Origin of the sequence: Citrobacter freundii complex sp. CFNIH4 (assembly GCF_002934505.1) — a bacterium.
In the GTDB taxonomy this organism is placed as follows: domain Bacteria; phylum Pseudomonadota; class Gammaproteobacteria; order Enterobacterales; family Enterobacteriaceae; genus Citrobacter; species Citrobacter freundii.
In genome coordinates this window covers 123,607-144,128 of record NZ_CP026231.1, presented here as the reverse complement: position 1 = coordinate 144,128, position 20,522 = coordinate 123,607, and the positions used below count along the sequence as shown (strand labels likewise).

The window sequence follows — 20,522 nt, the reverse complement described above, 5'->3', positions numbered from 1 at the left end:
CCTTGGATTATCATTAAAGGATGAGGTTGCTTCCCGCGGCCTCGTTAGCGATCAAACAGCGGCCAGCATGCCGCCATCGACAAACAGAAGATGCCCATTCACAAAGTCAGAGGCGGGCGCAGCGAGATAAACCGCCGCGCCGATCAACTCTTCCGGGTTACCCCAGCGAGCAGCGGGCGTGCGCTGGAACAGCCAGGCGGAGAATGCTTCATCGTTAACCAGCGCGGTGGTCATGTCGGTAGCGAAATAGCCGGGAGCAATACCGTTGACCTGAATATTGTATTCCGCCAGTTCCACGCACATGCCACGGGTTAACATTTTGACCGCGCCTTTTGACGCCGCGTAGGGGGTAATGGTTTTACGACCTAATTCACTTTGCATTGAGCAGATATTAATAATCTTCCCGCGGCGGCGTTGCACCATGTAGCGGGAAACCTGCTGTGATACCAGAAAGACCGATTTCTGGTTTACATCAATCACTTTGTCCCATTCAGCCTCCGGGAATTCGGTGAAGGGATAACGACGCTGGATTCCGGCGTTGTTAATTAAAATATCAATGGCCCCAACGTCCTTTTCAATTTGCGCGATGGCGCACGCCACCTCTTCCCCGCTGGTAACATCAAATCCATAGCCAACAGCGCGATAGCCTTCGGCCACCAGTTTGTCCGCCGCCGCCTGCGCCCGCTGCTGGGTAATGTCGTTAATAACAATCTCAGCACCGTGCGCCGCCAGACCGCTGGCCAGCAGGTTACCAATGCCCTGAGCGGAACCGGTAATCAGCGCGCGTTTACCGGTCAGGTCGAATAGGTTTTTCATGAAAAAACTCCTTTTTTGATAACTGTTACGCGTAACTGTATACGCGTAACAGTAGAAAAAAGAAGATCCAGAAAGAGGAAAATGATCGTTATGTGATCAACGTTACATTTACGTGCAAGATAAAAAAAGAGGGATAGGCCTGATAAGCGTAACGCGTTCAGGCCGTAGGGACAGGTTGCCTGATGGCGGCGTAAACGCCTTATCCGGCCTACAAAAACGACAAAAACTAATGCAAAATATCGCCAGTCCGGGCACTGCGACGCCAGGACTGCGCCGGACTAAACGTCCTTCACCCGCCCGGTCATCCACAGCGTAACCACCGAAATCACCGCAATCACCCAATAGACGGCATAGTGACCGTAGCTTTGCGCAACTGCCCCCTGAATCACCCCTGCCAGAATGACTCCCGTTGAAATACTGTTGGTAAATAATGTGGTCGCTGACCCCGCACGTCCGGGCATCAGATCCTGAAACCACAGCATGCCTATCCCGGCGATAATACCGATAAATACCGCGTTAAACAGTTGCAGCACCAGCAGCGCCGTACGGCTGTGAAAGAAGATCAAACCAATATAAAACAGCACGCCTGCCGCTACGGCCGCGATCATCATTCGCCGTTTACCAAAGCGCTTCACGTAATAGCCTGCCAGAATCATCGCCGGAATTTCCAGCCCAGCCGCCGTCCCCATCAGGATCCCGGCCAGCTTGTCCGGCAAGCCCAGTTCAAGACTTATCCACAGTGGCATATCAATGATGTACATGGTGTTGCAGGTCCACATCAGCGTGGAGGCAATAAACAACATACGCACATTTTTGTCCTGCCAACCGCCGGTCTGTTCCAGCGGCACGTCTACAGGCTGCTCCACCCGCGCGACAGACGGCAGTATCAGCGCAATCAGCACCAGGCTAATGGCAAAAATCCCTGCGGCAATGGAAAACATCGCCGTAAAGCCGTAATTCAGCGCCAGCATGAATGCCAGTGGCGGTCCTATCACCCAGGCCAGCGAAAGCTGCGCACGCATCACCGAGCTAAACATCACCACTTCACGCGCGGAGTTATCAGCATATTCTCGCGCCAGCGCAAACAGCTGCGGCATGGCGGTGTTCGCCAGCGAGGCCAGCAGCACACCGCAGGTGATCAGCGTGAGATAGTGGCGATTAAAGGCAAACAGCAGCGCATTGCCAATTGCCATCAGACAGCAGAACATGATCAACTTACGCCGATCGCCCTGGCTGTCGGATCGTTTCGCCAGGCCAAGGCTGACGACGATCCCGACAATCGCATTGACGGTGTAAAACAGCCCGACCCAAAATGGCTGCGCCCCGACTTCACGGCTCAGGAACAGACTCAGAGTGGGTGCCTGCAATGCCCCCGCCACGCCCATCATAAAAGCGACCAGCATAAATGCCGCGTAAACGCCGTTGAGGCGCCGTCCCATGGTCATAATCCAGAGCATATCTTTCCTTTTAAGCGCAGCTGAAACGAAAAAAGCCAGCAGATAATACCTGCTGGCGGGTGAACGAGGCTGTATCCTGCCATTATATCTGGCATCGACGCTGGGTAAAAAACGCATAATCCAGGCGGAGGGCGCTGGGTATAGAAATCTATTCCCAAGCCTGACAACGCAGAGTATGCGTTTTTTACACGCGTCCCGGAGGGCTGGGGCCATTTTTTCACATAGCTGTGTTGCTCACACCCTATTTGGTTCACCAAATTTCACTGTTCGCGCCTTGCCATGTGAAAAAATAGCCACCAGCGATGCTCAGATATAATGGCAGGATACAGCCTGCACCAATACTCAGTCACACATGATGTCTGCAATTTCCAATTCAGGAGTCAGATGTCATCTCCCACTGCATCAGCTCTTCGAGCATCTTTAAGCGCTGCGGTGCGCTCAGGCAAGCCAACCAGGACGATTTTTCCGTCGTGGTAAAGTACTTCAACCAGAACTGACGCATAGATGACCCCTTCGTTGTCTCATCGCTTCATCGGAATCTATTATTGGCTTAATATAGGGATTATAAAATTGCTGAGTTTTCCGCAGGAGTTCCCCTTTTATGTCTTCTGGTCGTTTGCAACAACAGTTCATCCGTCTGTGGCAATGCTGTGACGGCAAAACGCAAGACACGACGCTCAACGAGCTGGCGGATCTGCTGAGCTGCTCGCGCCGCCATATGCGTACGCTGCTTAATACCATGCAGGATCGCGGCTGGTTAACGTGGGAAGCTGAAGTTGGACGAGGTAAACGCTCGCGCCTGACATTCCTCTATACCGGGCTGGCGCTCCAGCAGCAGCGCGCGGAAGACCTATTGGAACAGGATCGCATCGATCAACTGGTGCAACTGGTCGGTGACAAAACGGCCGTACGGCAAATGCTGGTCTCCCATCTGGGTCGCAGCTTTCGCCAGGGTCGGCATATCATGCGCGTTCTCTATTACCGCCCCATGCACAACCTGCTCCCCGGCACGGCATTACGCCGCTCCGAAACCCATATCGCCCGGCAAATCTTCAGCGCCTTAATTCGGGTAAATGAGGAAAATGGGGAACTGGAAGCGGACATTGCCCATCACTGGCAGCAAATTTCACCTTTACACTGGCGATTCTTCCTGCGTCCGGGGATCCATTTTCATCATGGCCGCGAGCTGGAAATGGCAGATGTTATCGCCTCACTGATGCGCATTAACAGCCTGCCGCTGTACTCACACATCACGCAGATCGTCTCTCCCACGGCCTGGACGCTGGATATCCATCTGGCCCAGCCAGACCGCTGGCTTCCCTGGCTATTGGGGCAGGTCCCCGCCATGATCCTGCCGCGAGAATGGGAAACGCTAAACAACTTCTCCAGTCACCCGATTGGTACCGGTCCGTATGCGGTAATACGAAACACCAATAACCAACTGAAAATTCATGCATTTGATGATTACTTTGGCTACCGGGCCCTGATCGACGAAGTTAACGTTTGGGTATTACCCGACATCGGAGAAGAGCCTGGCGGCGGGTTGACGCTAAAAGGTCCCACAGAGGATGAAAAGGCGATCGAAAGCCGCCTCGAAGAAGGTTGCTACTACCTGCTGTTTGATGCGCGTAGCCACCGTGGAGCTAACCAGGAGGTCCGCGAATGGGTAAGCCGCATTCTCTCGCCAACGAATTTAATCTGCCACGCCGACGAACAGTACCAGCGACTGTGGTTTCCCGCGTATGGTTTACTCCCCCGCTGGCATCACGCAAAACCCGGCCATGGTGAAAAACCCGCCGGGCTGGAAACGCTGACTATCACTTACTATCGCGATCACATCGAACACCGGATTATCGCGCAGATAATGAAGACATTGCTCGCGCAGCATCAGGTGCAGTTGAATATTCAGGAGATCGACTACGATCAATGGCATGCAGGTGAAATCGTCAGCGATATCTGGCTCAACAGCGCCAACTTTACCCTACCGCTCGACTTCTCACTGTTCGCCCATTTGTGCGAAGTCCCGTTGCTGCAAAACTGTATCTCGCGGGACTGGGAAAACGATGCGGCTCGCTGGCGAACGGGCGAAATGAGCCTGGCTGCATGGTGCCAACAGCTGCTCGCCACAAAGGCCATTGTGCCATTAATCCACCACTGGCTGATCATTCAGGGACAGCGCAGTATGCGCGGGCTGCGCATGAATACCCTCGGCTGGTTTGATTTTAAATCGGCGTGGTTTGCTCCGCCGGATCCTTAATTGCTGCTAAGCAACAAAATCATTACACTAACGCCGTTCTCAACGGGGTGCTAAATAAAAACATACACAAAATCATTCGATCTGCGTATGGGCTGAGAGATACCCGTCGAACCTGATCCGGATAATGCCGGCGAAGGGATTTGAGGCTTATCTCAAGTCCTTTGCCACCCAACTCTTGAGGTGCAAAGTGTTTAAAAAATGTCTTCCGCTTTTACTGCTGTGCGCAGCGCCTGTCTTCGCCAAACCTGTACTGACCGTCTATACCTACGACTCGTTCGCAGCTGACTGGGGCCCGGGCCCAACAATCAAAAAAGCCTTTGAAGCTGACTGCAATTGCGAGCTGAAACTGGTCGCGCTGGAAGATGGCGTCTCGCTGCTTAACCGCCTGCGCATGGAAGGAAAAAACAGCAAAGCCGACGTCGTGCTGGGTCTGGATAACAACCTTCTGGAAGCCGCCACACAAACCAAACTGTTTGCCAAAAGTGGTGTAGCAAACGACACCGTTAACGTACCCGGCGGCTGGAAAAACGATACCTTCGTGCCGTTTGACTACGGTTATTTCGCCTTCGTTTATGATAAGAACAAGCTGAAGAATCCGCCCAAAAGCCTGAAAGAACTGGTAGAGAGCGACCAAAAATGGCGCGTCATTTATCAGGATCCACGCACCAGCACGCCAGGTCTGGGTCTGCTGCTATGGATGCAGAAAGTCTATGGTGATAAAGCGCCAGAGGCGTGGCAGAAACTGGCAGCCAAAACCGTCACCGTCACCAAGGGCTGGAGCGAAGCCTACGGCCTGTTCCTGAAAGGTGAAAGCGATCTGGTGCTCAGCTACACCACCTCTCCGGCCTATCACATCATCGCCGAGAAAAAAGACAACTACGCCGCCGCTAATTTTAGTGAAGGCCACTATTTGCAGGTGGAAGTCGCCGCCCGCACCGCGGCCAGCAAGCAGCCGGAACTGGCCGAGAAATTCCTGAAGTTCATGGTGTCTCCGGCATTCCAGAATGCGATTCCGACCGGCAACTGGATGTATCCCGTGACGCAAGTCGCCCTGCCGTCAGGATTCGAGCAACTGAATAAACCGACCACCGCGCTGGAATTTACGCCACAGCAGGTTGCGGCTCAACGTCAGGCATGGATTAGCGAATGGCAACGCGCCGTCAGCCGTTAATCCCCGGCTGGCTGGTTCCAGGGCTTACCGCCGCCACGCTGATGGTGGCCGTTGCCCTGGCCGCGTTTCTGGCACTGTGGTTTAACGCCCCGCAGGGAGAGTGGTTCTCGCTGTGGCAAGATGACTACCTGTGGCACGTGGTGCGCTTTTCTTTCTGGCAGGCTTTTCTATCCGCTGTGCTGTCGGTTGTCCCGGCGATTTTCCTTGCCAGAGCGCTCTATCGCCGCCGTTTTCCAGGACGTCTGGCGCTGCTGCGCCTGTGCGCCATGACATTAATCCTGCCGGTGCTGGTCGCGGTCTTCGGTATTCTTAGCGTCTACGGTCGCCAGGGTTGGCTGGCCTCACTCTGGCATGTCTTCGGGCTGGAATGGACCTTTTCGCCTTACGGTTTGCAGGGCATTCTGCTGGCTCACGTCTTTTTCAATCTGCCGATGGCCAGCCGCCTGCTGTTACAATCGCTGGAGAGTATTCCCGGCGAACAGCGGCAGTTAGCCGCTCAGTTGGGTATGCGTGGCTGGCATTTCTTCCGTTTTGTTGAATGGCCGTGGCTGCGTCGTCAGATCCTGCCCGTCGCAGCACTCATCTTTATGCTGTGCTTCGCCAGCTTCGCCACCGTTCTGTCGCTGGGCGGCGGGCCACAGGCCACGACCATCGAGCTGGCTATCTATCAGGCGCTGAATTTTGATTACGATCCTGCCCGCGCAGCCATGCTGGCGTTGATCCAGATGGTTTGTTGTTTGGCGCTGGTGCTTCTCAGTCAACGTCTGAGCCGCGCGATTGCTCCCGGTGCTACCCTGGTACAAGGCTGGCGCGATCCTGACGATCGCCTGCACAGCCGACTGACTGACGCAATCCTGATTATTCTGGCCCTGTTGCTGTTGCTGCCGCCGCTGCTGGCGGTGATTGTCGATGGCTTAAACCGCCATGTTCTGGATGTACTGATGCAGCCAGTGCTGTGGCAGGCGCTGGGAACCTCGCTGCGCATCGCATTAGCAGCAGGAGCGTTATGCGTCATACTCACCATGATGCTGTTATGGAGCAGTCGTGAACTTCGTGCACGACAGCAGGTGCTGGCAGGTCAGATGCTGGAACTGAGCGGCATGATGATCCTCGCCATGCCGGGTATCGTGCTGGCAACCGGCTTCTTTCTGCTGCTCAATAACACTATTGGGCTTCCCGAATCTGCCGACGGCATTGTCATTTTTACCAATGCGCTGATGGCGATCCCTTATGCATTGAAGGTGCTGGAAAACCCAATGCGTGACGTCACTGCGCGCTATAGTATGTTGTGCCAATCGTTGGGCATTGAGGGATGGTCGCGCCTGAAAGTGGTTGAACTGCGCGCCCTGAAGCGCCCGCTGGCACAGGCGATGGCGTTTGCCTGCGTGCTGTCGATTGGCGATTTTGGCGTAGTGGCGTTATTTGGTAATGAGGATTTCCGCACCCTGCCGTTTTATTTATATCAGCAGATTGGCTCTTATCGCAGTCAGGATGGCGCAGTTACGGCGTTATTACTGCTGATCCTGTGCTTTACGCTGTTTACCGTTATTGAGAAATTGCCGGGTCGAAATGTTAAAACTGATTGATATCACATGGCTTTATCACCATCTGCCCATGCGCTTTACGCTGTCGGTCGCGCGCGGTGAGCAGATAGCGATACTCGGGCCCAGCGGCGCCGGGAAAAGTACGCTGCTGAATCTGATTGCCGGCTTTCTCACGCCTGCCAGCGGTAACATGGTGATTGACGGTGAAGATCACACCACGACACCACCCTCGCGCCGTCCTGTTTCTATGCTGTTTCAGGAAAACAACCTGTTCAGCCATCTGAGCGTACAGCAAAATATCGGCCTGGGCCTGAATCCTGGATTGAAGCTTAACGCATCGCAGCGGGAGAAAATACTCCACATCGCCCAGCAAATGGGGATCGACTCTCTGCTGGAACGCCTCCCCGGTGAGCTTTCCGGCGGACAGCGGCAGCGCGTGGCGCTGGCGCGTTGTCTGGTGCGGGAACAACCTATTTTACTGCTTGATGAACCGTTCTCTGCACTTGATCCCGCGCTGCGCCAGGAGATGCTAACGCTGGTGGCCGAAGTCTGTCGCGAGAAGCAACTGACGTTACTGATGGTTTCCCACAGCGTAGAAGATGCGGCGCGAATTGCGCCCCGCTCGATTGTGGTCGCCGACGGGCGCATCGCCTGGCAGGGCGATACGGACGATCTGTTAAGCGGCAACGCTAGCGCCTCGGCGCTATTGGGCATTAAAGCATAATGCGTTGCCGGATAAGGCGAAGCCGCCATCCGGCAAAAGATTCGTCAGTAACCCACGACTTTACGCAGAATATCGATATACACCGGCATCAGTGGATGGCGCAGTAACGCCACCAACGCAACCACACCGATCCCGAGCGTCAACGGCGCCAGATACAGCAAACGGCTGCGGGGGAAATACGCCGTTAAGCGATCAACAGCCGCTTTGCCACTGCGCCATAGCCGCCAGCAAAACCAGCCGCCCACCCAGAGCAACACCGCCGTCGCCAGCAGCAACCATTTGAAATCCCCGCTCTGCATATCAGAAGGAATATCAATTGCCGCCCCCGCCAGGATCCCCGGCAGGAAGTAGAACGGTGGCCACAGCACGCAGCCGATAATATTCGGGACGATAAATTTAGCGACAGGCAGATCCAGCATGCCTGCTACCATCGGCACCAGCGGACGCGTCGGTCCGACAAAACGCCCCACCAGAATAGTAAACATGCTGTGCTGATGCAGGGCGTGCTCGGTTTTATCCAGCAACGCCTTGTTCTTTTTCATGAACGACCAACGGTGCAATGGCTTTTTAAAGCGCCAGCCCAGCCAAAAAGAGATCCAGTCCCCCAATAAGCAACCTATAATGCCCGCAAGCCAGGCATGCCAGAAGTTCAGTTCGCCGCTGCCAATCAGCGCCCCCAGCCCCGCCATCATCACGGTCCCGGGTAGAATCAGGCCAACCAGCGCCAGCGACTCCAAAAAAGCCACCAGAAGTACGGCGATCAGAGAGTACAGGGCGGACTGGAGAATAAAGTGTTCCAGCAATGCTTGCATAATGTGTCCGTCAAATTTACGAAGCAGGGATTTTGATAACCCCTCTCAACTTCGTCAAGCCATCAATTGTCTGAATAGATTGCGAGTTATGACAACTTTCAGGATACATCATTCACTTTTTATTCACATCCAGCGCGAAACTCGCTCGGACTGGCGCCGGTACATTTTTTGAAAACACGAGAGAAATAGAGCTGGTCGTCAAAACCAACATTGCGACCTACGGTGGCAATGGGCATACGTGTGGTACTCAGTAATAGCTTCGCCTGGCTGATGCGCTGGTCCTCGCGCCAGCTTAATACGCTGATACCTAACTGCTGACGGAACAGATGCGACAAACGGGAAGGCGACAGGCAGACGTGCTGCGCGACGCTGGCGATATCAAAATTGCTGTCCGCCAGGTGATCGCTGATGTACTGGCAGGCATCGCGGACGCGGTTGTCCATGGGCGGGTGTAGCGATTCATTGATGGCTTCCATACGTCGGAGCAACAACTGTTCCAGTAAATTAATCGCCAGCAGTTCGGAATAACGACCTTCTCCCTGCCCGGCGTTAATTATCTGCCCAAACAGCTCGTTAAAATGCGGCTGATGCGCTTCATCCGGGCGGAAAAAACCGGTCTGGGCAAAAATGGCTGGCCAGGTCAGCCACTCCTGCCAGTAGGCGCGCGGGCGAAAGTAAACCCACTGGTGATACCACTCGCTGGCGTCAGGGTGGCGTCCGTAGTGGTGAATTTCTCCTGGTGGAAACAACAGAATATCGCCAGGCCGACAGACAAACTGCTTGCCCTGATTATTGATAACCCCTTCACCACGGATGGTGAGATTGAGGATATAACCCTTCATACCCAGCGGCCTGTCGATAAAAAAATCCAGGTATCCGTTCGCCTCAATGGGGGTTAATCCGGCCACCAAATGCGCGTTAAACGAATAACCTGGCAACAGGGGATCGTTTTGCGTTTCAGCCATAATTTCAATACTCCCTATGTCCTGCCAAGAAACAATTTGTCCATATTACGCCAGACATCATCGCTGTCGCCCCTGCGGGCCGCTGTATTTGCGGTAATGGACCACCAATCCCGCTTGTGAAAAGCTCTTTGTAAAAAACATGTACTACGCCAACGTCAAAATCGGCTAACAAAAGTGTCTATAACTACGGCAGAAATGTCCACATTGATTATTTGCACAGCGTCACACTTTGTGATGCCACAGCATTTTAATCCATAAGATTAGCGGATCCTGCCTGACGGTTTTTATCGCTACTCACTACTGTTTATCCATACCCGTATTTTTGGATGGAGTAAGACGATGGCGATTGCAATTGGCCTCGATTTTGGTAGTGATTCAGTACGCGCTTTGGCGGTGGAATGTGCCACCGGCGAAGAGATCGCCACCAGCGTTGAGTGGTATCCACGTTGGCAGGAAGGGCAGTATTGCGATGGCCCAAACAACCAGTTTCGCCATCATCCGCGCGACTACATCGAATCCATGGAAGCGGCGCTGAAAACCGTATTAGCCGAACTGAGCGCTGAACAGCGCGCGGAAGTGGTCGGGATCGGCGTTGACAGTACCGGCTCAACCCCGGCGCCCATCGATGCAGACGGTAACGTACTGGCACTGCGTCCGGAGTTCGCGGAAAACCCGAATGCAATGTTTGTCCTGTGGAAAGATCACACCTCAGTAGAAGAAGCCGAAGAAATCACCCGCCTGTGCCACACACCGGGCAAGATCGATTACTCCCGCTATATCGGTGGTATTTATTCCAGCGAATGGTTCTGGGCCAAAATCCTGCATGTAACTCGTCAGGACCATGCGGTAGCCGAAGCTGCGGTCTCGTGGATTGAGCTATGCGATTGGGTTCCGGCCCTGCTCTCCAACACCGTACGCCCACAGGATATTCGTCGCGGTCGCTGCAGCGCCGGACATAAATCCCTGTGGCATGAAAGCTGGGGTGGTCTGCCGCCAGCCAGTTTCTTTGACGAACTCGACCCCATCCTCAACCGCCATCTGCAATACCCAATGTTTACTGATACCTTCACCGCGGATCTGCCGGTTGGCACCCTGTGCGCCGAGTGGGCACAGCGCCTGGGGCTACCGGAAAGCGTGGTGATTGCAGGCGGTGCTTTTGACTGCCATATGGGCGCGGTTGGCGCAGGCGCACAGCCTAACACGCTGGTGAAAGTCATCGGCACGTCGACCTGCGACATTCTGATTGCCGACAAACACAGCGTTGGCGAACGCGCGGTGAAAGGCATTTGCGGCCAGGTTGATGGCAGCGTAGTGCCTGATTTTATTGGCCTCGAAGCTGGCCAGTCCGCATTCGGCGATATCTATGCCTGGTTTAGCCGCGTGCTGAGCTGGCCTCTGGAACAGCTTGCCGCACAGCATCCGGAACTGCAGCCCCAGATTAAAGCCAGTCAAAAACAGCTGCTGCCTGCACTCACTGAAGCCTGGGCTAAAAATCCATCACTGGAGCATCTCCCGGTGGTGCTCGACTGGTTCAACGGTCGCCGTACGCCCAATGCCAACCAGCGTTTGAAAGGGGTAATTACCGATCTGAACCTGGCAACTGACGCGCCAGCGCTGTTCGGTGGGCTGATTGCCGCCACGGCCTTTGGCGCACGCGCCATTATGGAATGCTTCACCGAACAAGGCATTGCGGTTAACAACGTAATGGCGCTTGGCGGTATCGCGCGCAAGAACCCGGTCATCATGCAGGCCTGCTGTGACGTGTTGAACCGCCCGCTACAGATTGTCGCTTCAGACCAGTGCTGCGCACTCGGTGCGGCTATCTTCGCTGCCGTTGCCGCGAAAGTACACGTCGATATCCCAGCCGCTCAGCAGCAAATGGCAAGCGCCGTGGAAAACACGCTGCAACCTCGCCCAGAGCAGGCTCAACGTTTTGAACAACTCTACCGCCGCTATCAGCACTGGGCGGTAAGCGCTGAACAACAATACCTTCCGACTGCCGCTCCGGCGCAACAAACCCCGGTAGACCTGGCAACCCTGACACATTAAGGACACGACAATGACGATTTTTGATAACTATGAAGTGTGGTTTGTGATTGGTAGCCAGCATCTGTATGGCCCTGAAACCCTGCGTCAGGTAACCCAACATGCGGAGCACGTCGTTAACGCACTGAATACTGAAGCCAAACTGCCCTGTAAGCTGGTATTAAAACCGCTGGGCACTTCCCCTGACGAGATTACCGCTATCTGTCGTGACGCTAACTACGACGATCGCTGTGCAGGGATGGTGGTCTGGCTGCATACCTTCTCCCCGGCCAAAATGTGGATCAACGGCCTGACTATCCTTAATAAACCGCTACTTCAGTTCCACACCCAGTTCAACGCCGCCCTGCCGTGGGACAGCATTGATATGGACTTTATGAACCTGAACCAAACCGCGCACGGCGGTCGTGAGTTCGGCTTTATCGGCGCACGTATGCGTCAGCAGCACGCCGTGGTCACCGGTCACTGGCAGGATAAACAAGCGCATGAACGCATTGGCTCCTGGATGCGCCAGGCCGTGTCCAAACAGGATACCCGCCACCTGAAAGTCTGCCGCTTTGGCGACAACATGCGCGAAGTTGCGGTCACAGATGGCGATAAAGTCGCTGCGCAGATCAAGTTCGGCTTCTCGGTAAACACCTGGGCCGTGGGCGATCTGGTGCAGGTCGTGAACGCAATTAGCGACGGCGAAATCAACGCGCTAATCGATGAGTATGAAAGCACTTACACCATGACGGCGGCGACGCAAGTCCACGGTGAAAAACGTCAGAACGTCCTGGAAGCTGCCCGTATTGAACTGGGGATGAAGCGCTTCCTGGAACAGGGTGGATTCCACGCCTTCACCACCACATTTGAAGATTTACACGGCCTGAAACAGCTTCCGGGTCTGGCCGTACAGCGTCTGATGCAGCAAGGCTATGGCTTTGCGGGTGAAGGCGACTGGAAAACCGCCGCTCTGCTTCGCATCATGAAGGTGATGTCAACCGGTCTGCAGGGCGGCACCTCATTTATGGAGGATTACACCTACCACTTCGAGAAAGGCAACGATCTGGTACTCGGTTCGCACATGCTGGAAGTTTGCCCGTCCATCGCGGTGGAAGAGAAACCGATCCTCGACGTACAGCACCTCGGCATTGGTGGTAAAGACGATCCCGCCCGTCTGATCTTCAACACCAAAGCCGGCCCGGCCGTGGTTGCCAGCCTGATCGATCTCGGCGATCGTTTTCGCCTGCTGGTTAACTGCATCGACACGGTACAAACACCGCACTCCCTGCCGAAACTGCCTGTAGCTAACGCGCTGTGGAAAGCTCAACCGGATCTGCCAACCGCATCTGAAGCATGGATCCTGGCCGGTGGCGCGCACCACACCGTGTTCAGCCACGCGCTGGATCTGAACGATATGCGCCAGTTCGCTGAAATGCACGATATCGAGATCGCTGTGATCGATAACGATACCCGCCTGCCGGCCTTTAAGGACGCGCTGCGCTGGAACGAAGTGTATTACGGGTTCAAACGTTAATTGTCGAAACGGATTGCCCGGTGGCATTTCATTTACCGGGCCTACAAATCACCGTAGGCCGGATAAGCGAAGCGCCATCCGGCATTCAGGAGTTAACATGCTAGAAGATCTTAAACGTCAGGTACTGGAAGCCAATCTGGCGTTGCCTAAGCACAATCTGGTCACCCTGACCTGGGGGAACGTCAGCGCCGTCGATCGCGAGCGCGACGTGTTTGTGATTAAACCTTCCGGGGTCGATTACAGCGTAATGACCGCAGACGATATGGTGGTAGTCAGTATCGCCACGGGTGAAGTAGTCGAAGGCCAGAAGAAGCCCTCTTCCGACACCCCAACGCACCGACTGCTGTATCAGGCATTCCCGACCATTGGCGGTATTGTTCATACCCACTCGCGTCACGCGACAATCTGGGCGCAGGCGGGTCAGTCGATTCCGGCCACGGGTACCACCCATGCGGACTATTTCTACGGTTCGATTCCCTGCACACGGAAAATGACCGACGAAGAAATCAACGGCGAATATGAATGGGAAACCGGCAATGTGATCGTTGAAACCTTTGAGAAACAAGGTATTGGCGCCTCGCAGATGCCTGGCGTGCTAGTGCACTCTCACGGTCCGTTTGCCTGGGGAAAAAATGCCGAAGATGCAGTGCATAACGCCATCGTGCTGGAAGAAGTCGCCTACATGGGGATCTTCTGTCGCCAGCTCGCGCCGCAATTGCCAGATATGCAACAAACCCTGCTAGATAAGCATTACCTGCGTAAACACGGTGCTAAAGCCTACTACGGGCAGTAACCTTTATATAAGCGCGTTTTGATCGTCGCGCGCTTTATTTCTACTCGGCTATATATTCAGCAAAAGCACTTTGATAAACACAGTTATTAGAAGAAACATACTCAATCACATTGTCATAATTCCCATGAGTTTCCTCTCCTTCCAGTGAATGGAAGAAAATATAATCTGTTATCGTTGACTGCCATTTCTGCCCACACAACAAATAATTAATTACCGTATCACGATGACCATTTCTTCTGTCATGCCCCTGCCAGTGAAAAAAAGCGTTTCCACTTTCAATTATTTCAGTCCGCCAAATTTGTCCGGTCCATGTTTTGCACTCAATATATTTGCTCACAGTTTTAATTAATGGGTTTGATAGCTGAGTATTAACAAATAGATAGTGCTGGTATCCAGGCAAAATTGCCTGAGTATAAACATTCATAAAAACTCCATCTCATCACTTTCCCGGATATGTATTAAGAAGCACCCGAACAGTAAGCTGAAAATAAATTATATCCCGAGATAAAAACCAAATTCTACAGAGAGATTCCCGACGAATTCGAACTGAAAATCCGTTTCTATTCGGCAATAAATACGATTAAATATATATTATATTTCAAACTCATATCCGGATGCTTCGAATAAAATCTTTACATCAACCATTAATAAACACAAATAAAAAAAGTAACTTTTCCTGAATCCGAGAAAGATGTAGCAAAAATAAATAAGTACAAATCCGAAAAACAGCAAACATCCGATAATGGACTTTATAATATCAATTCAATACATAACCCAGATGGACAATCGCCATTTAAAACAACAGCCACACCAATAAAATAGTTCACTGCAACTCGTCTTAGGCACGATATTCATATATTAAATACGAAGATAACCCAGGCTGACACAACACATTTTTTACTCAGAGACGCTTTTTACTCCAGCGGGTACCGCGTCTTACGCCGAATAACTGTACAAAATAACAGTACAATCATGTAAACCAGGCTATAATAGTGTCTGGCTTTTTGACGGATACACAGCGTGGCGCAGGCAGGCTTTATTCTAACCCGACACTGGCGGGACACTCCGCAGGGAACTGAGGTCTCATTCTGGCTGGCTACAGACGATGGGCCGCTGCAGGTCACGCTTGCGCCTCAGGAGTCAGTCGCGTTTATTCCCACCAGTCAGGTTCCTCGCGTCACGTCATTATTACGCACTGAAAACGGCTATCGCCTGACGCCTCTTCAGTTGCAAGACTTCCACCGCCAGCCCGTTTCCGGCCTGTATTGCCGCTCACATCGCCAGCTTATGCGGCTGGAAAAACTGCTGCGCGAAAACGCAGTCACCGTCTACGAAGCCGACGTACGGCCGCCGGAGCGGTATCTGATGGAGCGCTTTATCACCTCCCCTGTTTGGGTCGAAGGCGACAGACATGACGACATGCTGGTTAATGCCCGCCTGAAGCCGAACCCTGACTATCGACCACCGCTAAAATGGGTATCGCTGGATATCGAAACCACGCGCCACGGCGAACTCTACTGCATCGGTCTTGAGGGCTGTGGGCAGCGTATTGTCTATATGCTCGGCCCGGCAAACGGTGATGCCTCTGCGCTGGATTTTGAACTTGAGTACGTTGCAAGCCGCCCGCAGTTGTTGGAAAAGCTCAATGACTGGATTGCCCGTCACGATCCTGATGTGATAATCGGCTGGAACGTCGTGCAATTCGATTTACGCGTCCTGCAAAAGCACGCCGAACGTTACCGCATTCCCCTGCGTTTTGGTCGTGACAATAGCGAGCTGGAGTGGCGCGAGCATGGCTTCAAAAACGGCGTGTTCTTCGCGCAGGCTAAAGGTCGCCTGATTATCGACGGCATTGAGGCGCTCAAATCCGCATTCTGGAATTTCTCGTCATTTTCACTGGAGACGGTGTCGCAGGAGCTACTGGGCGAAGGGAAGTCAATTGATAATCCCTGGGACAGGATGGACGAAATCGATCGCCGGTTTGCCCAGGATAAGCCCGCGCTCGCCACCTACAATCTCAAAGACTGTGAGTTGGTCACGCGTATTTTTCATAAAACCGAGATCATGCCATTTCTGCTGGAACGATCGACGGTCAACGGTCTGCCGGTCGACCGGCACGGTGGTTCAGTTGCCGCCTTCGGACATCTCTACCTGCCACGAATGCACCGGGCGGGTTATGTGGCACCGAACCTGGGTGAAGTCCCCGCTCACGCCAGCCCCGGTGGCTACGTGATGGACTCGCGCCCCGGCTTATACGACTCGGTACTGGTGCTGGATTACAAAAGCCTGTACCCCTCAATAATTCGTACTTTTTTAATCGATCCGGTGGGGCTTATCGAAGGAATGGCGCAGCCGGATCCGGAGCACAGCACCGAAGGGTTCCTTGACGCCTGGTTCTCACGTGAAAAGCACTGCCTGCCGGAAATCGTGACCCGGATCTGGCATGGTCGCGATGAAGCAAAACGCCGCGGCAATAAGCCGCTCTCGCAGGCGCTGAAAATCATCATGAACGCATTTTACGGCGTGCTGGGAACCACCGCCTGTCGCTTTTTCGACCCGAGACTGGCCTCGTCCATTACCATGCGCGGTCATGCGATCATGCGCCAGACCAAAGCGCTGATTGAAGCTCAGGGCTACGACGTTATCTATGGCGATACCGACTCGACCTTTGTCTGGCTGAAAAAGGCGCACTCAGAAGACGATGCCGCCCGGATTGGCCGTGAGCTGGTGAGCTATGTCAACGACTGGTGGGCGCAGTCGCTGAAGCAACAAAACCTGACCAGTGCGCTGGAGCTGGAATTTGAAACCCATTTTTGTCGCTTTCTGATGCCGACCATTCGCGGTGCAGATACCGGCAGTAAAAAACGCTATGCAGGGATGATTCAGGACGGCGCTGAGCAACGTATGGTGTTTAAGGGACTTGAAACGGTACGAACCGACTGGACGCCGCTGGCCCAACAGTTTCAGCAGGAGCTATACCTGCGAATTTTTCGTAACGAACCTTATCAGGAGTTTGTTCGCGAGACTATTGACCGTCTGATGGCCGGTGAAATGGATGAACAACTGGTGTACCGCAAGCGCCTGCGCCGCCCGTTAAGCGAATACCAGCGAAATGTTCCACCACACGTGCGTGCCGCGCGCCTCGCCGATGAGCAGAATGTAAAGCTGGGGCGTCCACCGCAGTATCAAAATCGCGGAACCATAAAATATGTCTGGACGGTCAATGGCCCAGAACCTGTTGATTATCAGCTATCTGTGCTCGATTACGAGCATTATCTGACACGCCAGATCCAACCCGTTGCCGAGGGAATTCTTCCCTTTATTGACGATAATTTTGCTACACTACTCACAGGGCAACTGGGGTTATTTTGACGCGTGACGAAACCGTCGCCATCCAGTACCATAGCGCCCTTTCCATTCCTGGACCCCAATACACTTGCTGCCACTTTACTCTGGCAGAGGGTGAGTATTGCCTGCAACTAAAGATATAGAGCCGAACATATATGCCTTTTACACTTGGTCAACGCTGGATCAGCGATACAGAAAGCGAATTGGGACTTGGTACCGTTGTCGCCATGGATGCGCGAACCGTCACATTACTTTTCTCATCGACGGGCGAAAACCGTCTGTATGCGCGCAGTGATTCCCCCGTGACCCGCGTGATGTTCAATCCTGGCGATACGATAACAAGCCATGAAGGCTGGCAACTGCATGTCGATGAAGTAAAAGAAGAAAACGGCCTGCTTGCCTATATCGGAACCCGCCTGGATACCGAAGAAACCGGTGTCATGCTGCGTGAAGTACTACTCGACAGCAAACTGGTATTCAGCAAACCACAAGATCGCCTGTTTGCCGGCCAGATTGACCGCATGGATCGCTTTGCTCTGCGCTATCGCGCGCGTAAATTTCAGAGCGAACAATACCGTATGCCGTGGAGTGGTTTGCGTGGTCAACGTACCAGCCTGATTCCTCACCAGCTGAACATTGCCCATGATGTTGGCCGTCGTCATGCCCCTCGCGTTTTACTGGCAGACGAAGTGGGTTTAGGTAAAACCATTGAAGCCGGGATGATCCTGCATCAACAGCTGCTGTCAGGCGCCGCAGAGCGCGTGCTGATCATCGTCCCAGAGACATTACAGCACCAGTGGCTGGTCGAAATGCTGCGTCGCTTCAACCTGCGTTTTGCACTGTTTGATGATGAGCGTTATGCAGAAGCGCAGCACGACGCCTACAACCCGTTTGAAACCGAACAACTGGTCATCTGCTCGCTGGACTTTGCCCGTCGCAGTAAACAGCGCCTGGAGCATCTGTGTGACGCCGAATGGGATCTGCTGATCGTCGATGAAGCGCATCACCTGGTGTGGAGCGAAGACGCGCCCAGCCGCGAATATATGGCCATTGAACAACTGGCAGAACGTGTGCCGGGCATCCTGCTGCTAACCGCTACACCGGAGCAGCTGGGTATGGAAAGTCACTTTGCTCGTCTGCGCCTGCTGGACCCCAGCCGTTTCCACGATTTCGCCCAGTTTGTTGAAGAGCAAAAAAATTATCGTCCGGTCGCCGACGCCGTCGCTATGTTACTGGCAGGCAACAAGCTGAGTAATAGTGAGCTGAACATGTTAGGCGACATGATTGGCGAGCAGGACATTGAACCGCTATTGCAGGCGGCAAACAGCGACAGCGAAGATGCCCAGAGCGCGCGTCAGGAGCTGGTTTCGATGCTGATGGACCGCCATGGCACCAGCCGCGTGCTGTTCCGTAACACCCGTAATGGTGTTAAAGGCTTCCCAAAACGCGAGCTGCACACCATCAAGCTGCCGCTGCCGACCCAATACCAGACGGCGATTAAAGTCTCCGGCATTATGGGTGCGCGTAAAAGCGCGGAAGACCGGGCGCGCGATATGCTCTACCCGGAACAGATTTATCAGGAATTCGAAGGCGATACCGGCACCTGGTGGAACTTTGACCCGCGCGTGGAATGGCTAATGGGCTATCTGACCAGCCACCGCTCGCAAAAAGTATTAGTTATCTGTGCAAAAGCCACCACCGCGCTTCAACTGGAGCAGGTCCTGCGCGAGCGAGAAGGTATCCGCGCAGCCGTGTTCCATGAAGGGATGTCGATCATTGAGCGTGACCGCGCCGCAGCCTGGTTTAGCGAAGAAGATAGCGGCGCTCAGGTAATGCTGTGTTCTGAAATCGGCTCCGAAGGGCGTAACTTCCAGTTCGCCAGCAATCTGGTGATGTTTGACCTGCCGTTCAATCCGGATCTACTGGAACAGCGTATTGGCCGTCTGGACCGTATTGGTCAGGCGCATGATATTCAGATCCACGTCCCGTACCTGGAAAAAACCGCACAATCCGTGCTGGTGCGCTGGTACCACGAAGGTCTGGATGCGTTCGAACACACCTGCCCGACCGGCCGTACCATCTACGACACGGTCTATAACAATCTGATCGGCTACCTGGCTGAACCAGAAAATACCGATGGCTTTGACGATCTGATCAAAACCTGTCGCGAACAACATGACGCGCTGAAAGCTCAGTTGGAGCAAGGTCGTGATCGTCTGCTCGAGATCCACTCTAACGGCGGTGAAAAAGCGCTGGCACTGGCTGAGAGTATTGAAGAACAGGACGATGATACCAGCCTGATCGCCTTCGCCATGAACCTGTTTGATATCGTTGGTATTAATCAGGATGACCGTGGTGACAATTTGATCGTGCTGACACCGTCCGATCATATGCTGGTGCCAGATTTCCCTGGATTGCCGGAAGATGGCTGCACCATTACGTTTGAGCGTGATGTCGCTCTGTCGCGTGAAGACGCTCAGTTTATTACCTGGGAGCATCCGTTAATCCGTAATGGTCTGGATCTTATCCTCTCTGGCGACACCGGCAGCAGCACCATTTCGTTGTTGAAAAACAAAGCATTGCCGGTTGGAACTCTGTTGGTTGAGCTGGTGTATGTGGTTGAAGCGCAAGCGCCGAAACAGCTGCAGCTGAACCGCTTCCTGCCGCCAACGCCGGTACGTATGCTGCTGGATAAAAACGGCAATAACCTCGCTGCACAGGTTGAGTTCGAAACCTTTAACCGCCAGCTCAGCGCCGTTAACCGCCACACCGGCAGTAAACTGGTCAACGCCGTGCAGCAAGACGTTCATACTATTCTGCAACTCGGTGAAGCGCAGGTGGAAAAATCAGCCCGCGCGCTGATCGACGCGGCGCGTAAAGAAGCGGACGAAAAACTGACTGCGGAACTCTCCCGTCTGGAAGCGCTGCGTGCCGTTAACCCGAACATCCGTGATGACGAACTCAGCGCAATTGAAAGCAACCGTCAGCAGGTGATGGAAAGCCTGGATCAGGCGGGCTGGCGTCTGGATGCCCTGCGCCTGATCGTCGTGACGCATCAGTAACGGAGCCATAC

General features: G+C 53.8%; 15 protein-coding genes and 1 riboswitch. Of the genes, 9 read left to right on the top strand and 6 right to left on the bottom strand.

All coding sequences use genetic code 11. The features are described 5' to 3' along the window. Positions 1-51 precede the first annotated feature (51 nt). The 3 genes from idnO to sgrT form a co-directional block, all read right to left on the bottom strand. Entirely contained in the window at positions 52-816 is a 765-nt protein-coding gene (idnO, locus tag C2U41_RS00695) for a gluconate 5-dehydrogenase (protein ID WP_016149547.1), read from the bottom strand. A gap of 278 nt (positions 817-1,094) precedes the next feature. Continuing rightward, the gene (locus C2U41_RS00690) at positions 1,095-2,273 is read right to left on the bottom strand and encodes a sugar efflux transporter (RefSeq protein WP_032948516.1); all 1,179 of its coding nucleotides are present in this window, start codon (positions 2,271-2,273) and stop codon (positions 1,095-1,097) included. Positions 2,274-2,646: 373 nt separating this feature from the next. Then, entirely contained in the window at positions 2,647-2,775 is a 129-nt protein-coding gene (gene sgrT, locus C2U41_RS00685) for a glucose uptake inhibitor SgrT (protein WP_003018817.1), read from the bottom strand. Positions 2,776-2,874: 99 nt separating this feature from the next. On the opposite strand from sgrT, the gene sgrR reads away from it, so the two are divergent. From sgrR to thiQ, 4 genes are all read left to right on the top strand, one after another. Continuing rightward, a complete protein-coding gene (sgrR, locus tag C2U41_RS00680; RefSeq protein WP_003018820.1) occupies positions 2,875-4,530 on the top strand; it encodes an HTH-type transcriptional regulator SgrR in 1,656 nt (551 codons plus the stop codon). Between the two features lie 33 nt (positions 4,531-4,563). After that, positions 4,564-4,687: riboswitch (TPP riboswitch) on the top strand. A 30-nt stretch (positions 4,688-4,717) separates the two neighbouring features. Beyond that, the gene (gene thiB, locus C2U41_RS00675; protein WP_032937529.1) at positions 4,718-5,701 is read left to right on the top strand and encodes a thiamine ABC transporter substrate binding subunit; all 984 of its coding nucleotides are present in this window, start codon (positions 4,718-4,720) and stop codon (positions 5,699-5,701) included. After that, positions 5,677-7,287, top strand: coding sequence for a thiamine/thiamine pyrophosphate ABC transporter permease ThiP (gene thiP / locus C2U41_RS00670; RefSeq protein ID WP_048216839.1), 1,611 nt, complete (start codon positions 5,677-5,679; stop codon positions 7,285-7,287). The genes thiB and thiP overlap by 25 nt, the downstream gene beginning before the upstream one ends. Next, a complete protein-coding gene (gene thiQ / locus C2U41_RS00665; protein WP_032937527.1) occupies positions 7,271-7,969 on the top strand; it encodes a thiamine ABC transporter ATP-binding protein ThiQ in 699 nt (232 codons plus the stop codon). The genes thiP and thiQ overlap by 17 nt, the downstream gene beginning before the upstream one ends. Before the next feature lie 44 nt (positions 7,970-8,013). Here the strand turns inward: thiQ and C2U41_RS00660 are convergent, their stop codons facing one another. Together C2U41_RS00660 and araC are read right to left on the bottom strand one after the other, a co-directional pair. Then, positions 8,014-8,781 carry a DedA family protein gene (locus tag C2U41_RS00660; protein ID WP_003837398.1) on the bottom strand — a complete coding sequence of 256 codons (768 nt, stop codon included), beginning with the start codon at positions 8,779-8,781 and terminating at the stop codon, positions 8,014-8,016. Between the two features lie 119 nt (positions 8,782-8,900). Further along, the gene (gene araC / locus C2U41_RS00655; protein WP_003018834.1) at positions 8,901-9,746 is read right to left on the bottom strand and encodes an arabinose operon transcriptional regulator AraC; all 846 of its coding nucleotides are present in this window, start codon (positions 9,744-9,746) and stop codon (positions 8,901-8,903) included. Between the two features lie 339 nt (positions 9,747-10,085). On the opposite strand from araC, the gene araB reads away from it, so the two are divergent. The 3 genes from araB to araD all read left to right on the top strand — a co-directional run bounded on the left by araB (position 10,086) and on the right by araD (position 14,101). Continuing rightward, positions 10,086-11,795 (top strand): ribulokinase, encoded by a 1,710-nt coding sequence (gene araB, locus C2U41_RS00650; RefSeq protein ID WP_048241533.1) that lies wholly within the window; start codon positions 10,086-10,088, stop codon positions 11,793-11,795. Positions 11,796-11,805: 10 nt separating this feature from the next. Beyond that, entirely contained in the window at positions 11,806-13,308 is a 1,503-nt protein-coding gene (araA, locus tag C2U41_RS00645) for an L-arabinose isomerase (RefSeq protein ID WP_016149540.1), read from the top strand. Between the two features lie 97 nt (positions 13,309-13,405). Then, positions 13,406-14,101, top strand: a complete 696-nt coding sequence (araD, locus tag C2U41_RS00640; RefSeq protein ID WP_032937523.1) for an L-ribulose-5-phosphate 4-epimerase — start codon at positions 13,406-13,408, stop codon at positions 14,099-14,101. A gap of 40 nt (positions 14,102-14,141) precedes the next feature. Here the strand turns inward: araD and C2U41_RS00635 are convergent, their stop codons facing one another. Continuing rightward, positions 14,142-14,525 (bottom strand): DUF4751 family protein, encoded by a 384-nt coding sequence (locus C2U41_RS00635; RefSeq protein ID WP_032937521.1) that lies wholly within the window; start codon positions 14,523-14,525, stop codon positions 14,142-14,144. A 596-nt stretch (positions 14,526-15,121) separates the two neighbouring features. Between C2U41_RS00635 and polB the strand changes: the two genes are divergently transcribed. After that, positions 15,122-17,473 (top strand): DNA polymerase II, encoded by a 2,352-nt coding sequence (gene polB / locus C2U41_RS00630; protein WP_044712949.1) that lies wholly within the window; start codon positions 15,122-15,124, stop codon positions 17,471-17,473. A 131-nt stretch (positions 17,474-17,604) separates the two neighbouring features. Continuing rightward, a complete protein-coding gene (gene rapA / locus C2U41_RS00625) occupies positions 17,605-20,511 on the top strand; it encodes an RNA polymerase-associated protein RapA (protein WP_048216841.1) in 2,907 nt (968 codons plus the stop codon). Positions 20,512-20,522 lie beyond the last annotated feature (11 nt).

What these genes read in the sequence shown, in the direction of transcription:
- araC (WP_003018834.1), bottom strand. Translation starts at nt 9,746, where the DNA reads ATGGCTGAAACGCAAAACGATCCCCTGTTGCCAGGTTATTCGTTTAAC.
- sgrR (WP_003018820.1), top strand. Translation starts at nt 2,875, where the DNA reads ATGTCTTCTGGTCGTTTGCAACAACAGTTCATCCGTCTGTGGCAATGC.
- idnO (WP_016149547.1), bottom strand. Translation starts at nt 816, where the DNA reads ATGAAAAACCTATTCGACCTGACCGGTAAACGCGCGCTGATTACCGGT.
- araB (WP_048241533.1), top strand. Translation starts at nt 10,086, where the DNA reads ATGGCGATTGCAATTGGCCTCGATTTTGGTAGTGATTCAGTACGCGCT.
- C2U41_RS00690 (WP_032948516.1), bottom strand. Translation starts at nt 2,273, where the DNA reads ATGCTCTGGATTATGACCATGGGACGGCGCCTCAACGGCGTTTACGCG.
- araA (WP_016149540.1), top strand. Translation starts at nt 11,806, where the DNA reads ATGACGATTTTTGATAACTATGAAGTGTGGTTTGTGATTGGTAGCCAG.
- C2U41_RS00660 (WP_003837398.1), bottom strand. Translation starts at nt 8,781, where the DNA reads ATGCAAGCATTGCTGGAACACTTTATTCTCCAGTCCGCCCTGTACTCT.
- thiP (WP_048216839.1), top strand. Translation starts at nt 5,677, where the DNA reads ATGGCAACGCGCCGTCAGCCGTTAATCCCCGGCTGGCTGGTTCCAGGG.
- C2U41_RS00635 (WP_032937521.1), bottom strand. Translation starts at nt 14,525, where the DNA reads ATGAATGTTTATACTCAGGCAATTTTGCCTGGATACCAGCACTATCTA.
- araD (WP_032937523.1), top strand. Translation starts at nt 13,406, where the DNA reads ATGCTAGAAGATCTTAAACGTCAGGTACTGGAAGCCAATCTGGCGTTG.
- sgrT (WP_003018817.1), bottom strand. Translation starts at nt 2,775, where the DNA reads ATGCGTCAGTTCTGGTTGAAGTACTTTACCACGACGGAAAAATCGTCC.
- rapA (WP_048216841.1), top strand. Translation starts at nt 17,605, where the DNA reads ATGCCTTTTACACTTGGTCAACGCTGGATCAGCGATACAGAAAGCGAA.
- thiQ (WP_032937527.1), top strand. Translation starts at nt 7,271, where the DNA reads ATGTTAAAACTGATTGATATCACATGGCTTTATCACCATCTGCCCATG.